Raw genomic sequence first — 6,985 nt, 5'->3', positions numbered from 1 at the left:
TGTCCAGCTTGTCGCCACCACCGTGCATCAGCACGATGACCGGCTCACCGTCCGCCGCGTCACCCGAGCAGGACACGTTCACCGACCGGCCCGCGACATCGATCTTCTTCGTCCCGTAGATCACGTCGGCTTCGACCTGCCGCTCCGTGGCGGCGAAGGGGTCCCAGTTCTCCAGCGAGTCGCCGCTGCAACCGGCGACTCCCGCGCCGATCACGGTGCTGCACAGAGCGGCCAGAACGGTTGCCTTGATCTTGCGGGGCATGGGGTCCTCCAGCGATTGACGGGGGTGGTGTGGTGGGAAAGCGGCGGAGCGCCGTAACCACGCCCCAACGCTATGGATGGGGCGGTATCCGAAGCGTCCCCGCACGGTGGACATTCGCCGGTAGCTCGCACGGGGGACAGAGAGGCGGTGCGGGACGCGGTGCCCCCCCGTCAACCGGGTGGGCCCGGCAGCATCGCGCCATCACCGATCGCGCGGCCGGTCAACGATCCGACCGTCCCCCGGCCCAGCGCCGCACCGCGTAGAGCAGGCCCGAGACGCCGAAGAGCACCAGGGTGATCACCAGCCACCGCGCGAGGTAGGGGGAGGTGCTCAGCCCGACCGCTCCCCGATAGTTGCGCTCGGCACCGCGCAGGATGAGCGGGAACCACACCAGCAGCAGCAGGCAGGACAGCCCGGCCGGCACCCGTACGTGATTGACGACCGCCGGCCGCGCCCGGCCGAGGCGCGACGGAAGCCTCGACAGGGATCGGATCGCGGTGTCGGCCGCCGAGTACAGCGGCCACAACACCAGATCGTGGAAGACGACGGCGCCGACGAACCACACGGCGAACCCCATCCAGATGCCCGCCCCCACCATCCGGGTGGCGGCGTAACCGGCGACCACGAAGCAGGCCGCCAGCCCGAGAAGGTGCCACGGGCCGGCACCGTAGGCGCTGGCCCACCGGCTCGCGCCGCGACCGAGGCGGTTCACCGCCCCTCCCGGCGGAACTCGAGTTCGCGCACCCACTTGGTGTTGTGCACGCCCGGGGCGTTCGGCACGATGATCCGCGCGGGGAACCCGTGGTCGAGTGACAGGTCGGCGCCGTTGACCCGCAGCGCCAGCAGCGAACGCGGGTCGGCCACCTGCCCGGCGCTGAGCGAGGCCTGGCCGAAATAGCCCACACGTTGCAGAGATCTGGCCGTGACCTCCGCCGCGCCGGGCGGGACGCCGGCCAGGCGGGCCAGGTCCGCCAGCCGCACACCCGTCCAGACCTGCTCGGTCGACCACCCCTCCACGCAGGCGATCGGCAGCGCGTAGGTGTGCAGCGGCATCGCCAGCAGGTCCGCGCGGGACAGGTGGATCGGGCTCGCCCCTGCGACCGCCAGCCGCCACCCGTCGCCTGCCTCCGCCGCGGTGACCCCGAGGCTCGCCGCCGTCTTGTTGACCTGGAAGTCGTTGGGCCCCGTCCCGTACTCGCGCCCGTGCGGCGCCAACAGGGCCGTACGGCGCAGCGGCCCGTCCAGCGTCTGGCCGACCGACAGGCCGAACATCAGCACCGAGCCCCCGCCGACGAACGCCAGCACGCCGCGCCGGGACATGGTGGGCGGCGCCGGATCCGCCGGGACCAGCCCGTCGGGGTCGGGCGGTTCCGGGCGCGTGTCGGCCAGGCGCGTACGCAGTTCGCGGCGCAGGTCCCTGGACCGCACCGCGCGGATCGCCCGCGGCAGCCGCACGGCGACGTGTACGGCCAGCGCCGCCAGGAAGATCCACGCACCGTACAGATGCGCCGGATAGAAGGAGAAGGGAAAGACGTAGAAGAGCTGGATGTTGAGGATCCCGGTGGCGAACTGGAACCCCGCGCCGCCGACCAGCAGCACCAGGCTGGCACGGTCGACGGCCTGCGCGATCGAGCGCACCGGCGGCCACGCGAACAGCTTGGGGATCACCGACCACAACTTGGCCAGGAGCACCGGGACCAGCGTCAATCCCAGGATGACGTGGGTGCCCTGGGTGACGCGGTACAGCCAGGCAGGGTGCGTGGGCCAGTCGAAGAGATAGAAGCCCAGCAGACCCTTGCCCGGCGTCGTGTCGTTTCCCGGCAGCCGGGGCTCGTAGGCGGCGTACGACAACAACCCGGTGACCGCGACGATGGCGAGCCCGACGAGCAGGACGAGACCGAACACCGACGTGAGCCAGGGACCGCGCAGCGGGCTCCGCCAGAAGCCGGGCCGGAACGGCCCGGGAGGCCCGTTCCCCGCCCGCAGCCGCCCGGCCCGGCGACTCTCCACAGCGGACGCTTTCCGCGCAGAGGCGCGCCCGTGCGGCGTATCCGGCACTGATCCCCCCGAAGCCGTGGTCGGATGCTGAGGTCCTTACCGCAAATGCCGCCTTCAACGGACGACGACGGTAAACATCCCGCCATTCTGCGACCGCCCCGCGGCCCCGCCGCCTGGACCTCGTGCGGGACGTCGGCGAGGATCCGCCACACGACCATGACGTGATCGTCCGTGCGCAGCCCCGCGACGACGGGGAGGAGGTCGCGCGGCCTGACGGCTTCTATCCTGTGTCGATGGACTTGGAGTTCAGCGGCGAGATGTGGTTCTGGAAGGGGCCGGCGCCGTGGCATTTCGTCACCGTTCCCGACGACGAGTGCCGCGATCTGGAGTCGACCGCCGCCCTGGTGAGTTATGGCTGGGGGATGATCCCGGTTACGGCTCGGATACGGGAGACCCGGTGGAGGACGTCACTGTTCCCCCAGGACGGGCGCTACCTCGTGCCGGTGAAAGCGGCGGTGCGCAAGGCCGAGAAGGTCGGCGTGGGTGACCTGGTGACCGTTCGCCTGACCGTCGATGTCTGACGCGACCGCTGGGCCGGCTGCCTGATCCCTGACGGCGATCGGAGCGCGGCGCTCGACGGTGATCCACGACGTGTTCTTCCCCAGCTGTCACAGGCGCCTCATGAAGGTATTTGTGCCAATTGCGACGCAATATGCCTGATCTTCACCTAATCTTGTGCAGCCTATGAACGTTTCTCACAGATTCGCAGCGCTCGCATCCACCGGTGTGGCCCTCACGATGGCCGTGACCTCGCAGGTGTTCGTCCTGGCTGACGCGGCCACGGCGTCCGTGGCAGCCGGCAAACAGACCCAGCAGGCGGTGCACCCGCTCGCGGGGGCCGCGGTGAGCACGCAGAGTGCCAGCGCCAACAAGGCGCTGGCCACCAAGAACCGGATCTACCGGACCGGCCGCCTCACCGACGTGAACTGCTCGCCCGGCGCGCTGCCGTCCGGGAGCACGAGCGCGTACAAACGTTTTCTGACGCGCGTGACCAACTGCCTGAACAAGGCGTGGGGCGCGCAGTTCCGCAAGGCGCGGCTGCCTTTCTCCAAGCCGCGGCTGCGCATCATCACCAGGAAGGTGAACACGCCCTGCGGCAGGTGGAGCACCGGCGCCGACGGCTACTACTGCTCCTCCAACCGTACGATGTACATGCTGATCACGAAGAAGCAGCTCCGCCAGCCGTTCCCGCTGGGGATCGCGCGGCTCATGGCTCACGAGTACGGCCACCACGTGCAGCAGACCTCGAAGATCTGGAGCTACTACTGGACGGCCCGCAACTCGGCCGGCAGGTCCCAGCGCCTGGCGCTGTCGCGCAGGTCCGAACTGCAGGCCGAATGCTTCTCCGGCGCCTTCATGTCGACGCTGCGAGACGGATCGCAGTTCTCGGACCAGCAGTGGGACTACACGGTCGACTGGTTCAGGAAGAACGGCGCCAAGGCCTGGCCGCAGAACGACCACGGCAGGGGGCCCACGCAGGCTGCCTGGATGACGCGCGGCTACAACAGCGGCGCTCCCGGATCGTGCAACACCTGGGCCGCGTCGGCGCGCAGCACCACCTGAAATCTCGTCACCCCTGGTGATGGCGCCTCGGGTCGGCTGACGCCGGCACCGCGTCCAGGTCGATCGAGCTGCCCATCACGTTCTCATAGGGAAGGGCCGGGCCCGTCACGGGCCCGGCCCTTCCCTTGTGGTCATCACGTTTCTCGGCCGGGGACGCGCGACGTCACAGCGGTCGTCGACCAAGGACCGACCACGAGCGGCGGCCGGAGCAGCAGCATGCGGCGGGCCCGGTCAGAGCCGAGGAATGGCCTACTGGTCATGCGGCTCAAGGTGGCGCCCACCGGTTTCGCCGGCGTCGGCTACCCCTACCTGGCGGGCCGTCCGGACGCCTTGATGATCACCGTCGGCGGACATGGCCACGGCCCCGACGAGCTTTACGTCAGGCCGTTAACGCGGCGTCGCCGGCAATCTCGACCAGGCGATTCGGGAACTGGCTGACTTTCCCGTGTAGAACAAACATCTGCTGGGCAGAATGCACTCAGGCTATCCGATCGGCGAAAAGAGGCGACAATGAGAGGCGTCCGGTCATGGTGAGCTCGAAGGAGCCGACCCGCGTGTGGGCGCGGTGACCGCCTCGAATTCCGCCGGAAACTGACAGTGCCACGGGTGAGGCCTTCGAGCCTCACCCGTCCAGGAGGAGTGCGTGCCGGAGTGGCGCCCCCGCCTGCGGGAAAGCGTGATCGTCCAGGCTCAGGGCCGGGAACTGCTTTTCCTGTGCACGGCGGACAGGACTGTGAAGAGGTTCGCTGCCGACGATTTCGTGAAACACGTGATTGAGCTTCTTGACGGCACTCGAACGTATGCCGAGATCGAACGTTCCGTCGGTGATGCGCAGGGGCTCGGTGAGGTGTTGCGGATTCTCGCGGAGGAAAGGCTCCTGAGTCATGTCGGGGACCTGGAGGCGTCCTTTGCGAAGCTCGGCGAGGAGCGCGCCGAATTCTACGATCGGCAATTACGGCTGCTCCAGGATGTCTGTGACCAGGGCCGTGCCGACGTTCGTTGCGGCGTGCGGTTGCAGGAGCGTGTCGATCGCTCGACGGCGGTGGTGTGCGGTGTCGGCGGGCTGGGTGGCTGGGTTGCGCTCTGCCTGGCGAACGCGGGTGTCGGTACGATCCGTCTGTGTGACTTCGACCGGGTCGAGTCGTCCAATCTGACCCGGCAGGCTCTGTTCGCCGTGGCCGATGTGGGAGCGCCCAAGGTGGAGGCGGCCGCCGTCAGGCTGCGGGCGGCCAATCCCTTCGTCACAGTGGAGAGCTTCGAGCGGCGTGTCACGTCGGCCGCCGATCTGGCTGACGTGGTGGACGGGGCGGGCATCGTGATCAACGCGATGGATCTGCCCACGCCCAACGATACGGCGAGCTGGGTCAGCGGGGCTTGCTGGCCGGATGTGCCGCACATCCTGGGTACCGGCTACGCGTATCACATCGGGGTGCTCGGCGCGACGGTCCTTCCGGGCAGTACGGCTTGCTGGGCGTGTGTGCGGGCCGAGACCTTCGCCGATCACGGGCGTCACCGGATGGAGTCGTTGATCGGCAAGAGGCGGAAGGCGGGCGCCATCGGGGCGTTGTGCGGGCTGGTCGGCACGATTTTGGCCTGGGAGGCGATCCGGGTGCTGACGGGGTTGGAGCCGGCGCTGAGCGGCAAGTGGAGCGAGGTGGACTTCTGGCCGCTGGAGATCCGTTCGCGCCCGATCCCGCGGCGACCCGACTGCCCGATCTGCGGAGAGGAACGCGATGGAGCTCCCTCCCCGCTCGGCGCCTGAGCGCGATCCTGCCGCCGGACGGCCACCGTCTTCGAGGCTCCGCCTCGATCGTCGGCGGCAGGGGCGTACGCCTGCCGGCCCGCCGATTCTGGCGGCACCTCGCTTCCGCGCGTTGTGCGCCTGTACCTGGCCGTATCTGGAACGCTGGTGTGGCGGAGCACGCTGCGGACGAGGTGGGTGGGAGGCGACATGAACGAGGCGACCGCGCATCTGCTGTTCGAGGCGGTGGAGCGCTTGGAGCAGAACATCGTGGCCCGGGAGTGCCCGGCCGTCGTCGCCATGGAGGGCACGGCCAAGCTCGTCCTGAGCGAGTACGACTACCTGCGCGATCCCGTGACCGCGGAGGCGTTCGAGATCAGGGCGGCGGAGAAGGCGCAGGAGATCGACGTCGTCCGCTGGGTGCTGGGCGTTCCGCAGGTGTGGTTGTTCAAGCCGCCGGGCACGATCGCCGTGCGGGCCGTCTCCTCCCACCCGCTGCTGGAAGGGGAGCAGGAGGCCATCACCTGGATGAGCTTCGACCGCGACGACGGTGTGGATTACGGGCGGGTCGCGTACGTGCGCCGTCCGAACGGGGAGCCGGTGTTCGAGGACCCGGAGATCTTCGACGTCGGCATCCGTCCGGCGGAGACCATGCCCGGGTTCGTGCTGCTGCAGCGGTGCCTGTCCGAAGGGTGAGGGCCCGCCCCGGCGAACCGGCCCTCGACCCGTCGCGGCCGCAGGTCAGCGGTAGTCGTTCTCCTTCAGTTCGACGACCCACGCACGACGTTCGGCGATCCTGCCGTCACGCAGGACGAACACCTCCGCCATGGACATGCGCATCTCGCCGCCCGCGACTCGCCGCACCGTCCCGGTGAGTTCCGCCATGACGACATCGCCCTGCTCGACCATGCGCACGACCTCCAGGTGAGGAGGGTTGACGAGGTCGGGCGGGCCGTCGATGGCCCGGTCGTAGGCGCCTTTGCCGGTCAGGTGGAAGGCGCCGAAGACGGTCCACTCGATGTCGTCCGTCAGGCAGGACAGGATCTGCTCGTGATCGTTCTGGCGGAAACCGTCCAGGTAGGTGTTGACGGTCTCGATATTCCGTGACATGTCTGCTCCTTCGCATCGGGCTGCCGTCCAGAGGCGCGCCGGTGTGCGAACCGGCGGCTCCCTCGCAGGTGGTCGGAGCCACCCGGGGATCGTCGACATCACTCCGACAACCGACGTCCGGCAGCGGCAAGTCAGGTGCGTTCGGCACCGGTGTCGTAAGGGATCGAGGGCGGGCAGAGTTCGCAATCGTTTCTTCACCCAGTGGACCGCCGGAGCGGGGCGTCCAGGTTTACAGTGCGTCCATCCAAGGG

The 6,985-nt window shown here is 68.9% G+C and carries 7 protein-coding genes and 1 pseudogene; 4 read left to right on the top strand and 4 right to left on the bottom strand.

The window, feature by feature from the left end; translation table 11 throughout:
* The 3 genes and pseudogenes from E1292_RS31725 to E1292_RS31715 form a co-directional block, all read right to left on the bottom strand.
* A pseudogene (locus tag E1292_RS31725) lies at window positions 1-262 on the bottom strand (alpha/beta hydrolase); the annotation flags it as partial.
* A gap of 220 nt (window positions 263-482) precedes the next feature.
* The gene (locus E1292_RS31720) at window positions 483-974 is read right to left on the bottom strand and encodes a hypothetical protein (RefSeq protein WP_132599559.1); all 492 of its coding nucleotides are present in this window, start codon (window positions 972-974) and stop codon (window positions 483-485) included.
* On the bottom strand, window positions 971-2,272 hold the full coding sequence (locus E1292_RS31715) for a molybdopterin-dependent oxidoreductase (RefSeq protein WP_132599557.1): 1,302 nt from the start codon (window positions 2,270-2,272) through the stop codon (window positions 971-973). The genes E1292_RS31720 and E1292_RS31715 overlap by 4 nt, the downstream gene beginning before the upstream one ends.
* A 170-nt stretch (window positions 2,273-2,442) precedes the next feature.
* Here E1292_RS31715 and E1292_RS31710 point away from each other — a divergent pair, with 170 nt between their 5' ends.
* From E1292_RS31710 to E1292_RS31695, 4 genes are all read left to right on the top strand, one after another.
* Complete coding sequence (locus E1292_RS31710) at window positions 2,443-2,841, top strand: DUF1905 domain-containing protein (protein WP_220447153.1); 399 nt, start codon at window positions 2,443-2,445, stop codon at window positions 2,839-2,841.
* Window positions 2,842-3,046: 205 nt separating this feature from the next.
* On the top strand, window positions 3,047-3,883 hold the full coding sequence (locus tag E1292_RS31705; RefSeq protein ID WP_246090468.1) for a neutral zinc metallopeptidase: 837 nt from the start codon (window positions 3,047-3,049) through the stop codon (window positions 3,881-3,883).
* Between the two features lie 643 nt (window positions 3,884-4,526).
* A complete protein-coding gene (locus E1292_RS31700) occupies window positions 4,527-5,645 on the top strand; it encodes a ThiF family adenylyltransferase (RefSeq protein ID WP_132599553.1) in 1,119 nt (372 codons plus the stop codon).
* Window positions 5,646-5,834: 189 nt separating this feature from the next.
* Complete coding sequence (locus tag E1292_RS31695) at window positions 5,835-6,320, top strand: hypothetical protein (protein WP_132599551.1); 486 nt, start codon at window positions 5,835-5,837, stop codon at window positions 6,318-6,320.
* Window positions 6,321-6,365: 45 nt separating this feature from the next.
* Here the strand turns inward: E1292_RS31695 and E1292_RS31690 are convergent, their stop codons facing one another.
* Entirely contained in the window at window positions 6,366-6,734 is a 369-nt protein-coding gene (locus E1292_RS31690; protein ID WP_132599549.1) for a nuclear transport factor 2 family protein, read from the bottom strand.
* Window positions 6,735-6,985 lie beyond the last annotated feature (251 nt).

The organism is Nonomuraea deserti, from assembly GCF_004348685.1.
GTDB lineage: Bacteria > Actinomycetota > Actinomycetes > Streptosporangiales > Streptosporangiaceae > Nonomuraea > Nonomuraea deserti.
The sequence above is the reverse complement of the archived record's forward strand: the minus strand, read 5'-3'. Positions and strand labels throughout refer to the sequence as shown.

Coding starts and splice junctions, on each gene's coding strand:
- E1292_RS31690 (WP_132599549.1), bottom strand. CDS start 6,734: ATGTCACGGAATATCGAGACCGTCAACACCTACCTGGACGGTTTCCGC.
- E1292_RS31695 (WP_132599551.1), top strand. CDS start 5,835: ATGAACGAGGCGACCGCGCATCTGCTGTTCGAGGCGGTGGAGCGCTTG.